Source organism: Ochrobactrum sp. SFR4 (genome assembly GCF_019730395.1).
Classification (GTDB): Bacteria; Pseudomonadota; Alphaproteobacteria; order Rhizobiales; family Rhizobiaceae; genus Pseudochrobactrum.
On record NZ_JAAPBB010000326.1, the window covers coordinates 1 to 379 of the forward strand.

Below are 379 nucleotides of genomic sequence, written 5' to 3' on the forward strand. Positions count from 1 at the left end.
TCTACCCTTCTTTCGGCCTGCTCCTGTCACCGATCATCGCAGCAGCCGCCATGTCGCTGTCGTCGGTCAGCGTCATCGCCAACGCGCTGCGGTTGCGGGGTCTGAAACTGTGACTGAAACGCTGACGCGACTGACGCCCTGGCGTCAGTCGTAGGCGAGGGCGTCAGTCGCGCCAGTAATTGTTGGCGGCCGCCACCGTCTGGAAATGGATGGCGATCACCTGCGAGGAAGCGATCAGTTGCGCGGTGTCCTGATCGTAGGCCGCGCGCAGCTTGTCGCGAATCTCGGCGGAAGGCTGGGTCACCTTGACGCCGACCCGCGCCATTTTGGTGGCAAGGTCGAACCCCTCCTGCGGGGTCGCTGTCTTGAGTGAGGGAAG

At 63.6% G+C, this 379-nt stretch carries 1 protein-coding gene; it reads right to left on the reverse strand.

Going from position 1 to position 379, the window contains the following annotated elements:
• Window positions 1–163: 163 nt before the first annotated feature.
• Window positions 164–379 (reverse strand): hexameric tyrosine-coordinated heme protein (locus HBA93_RS19200; RefSeq protein ID WP_221724365.1); only part of this gene is annotated, 216 nt, incomplete at its 5' end.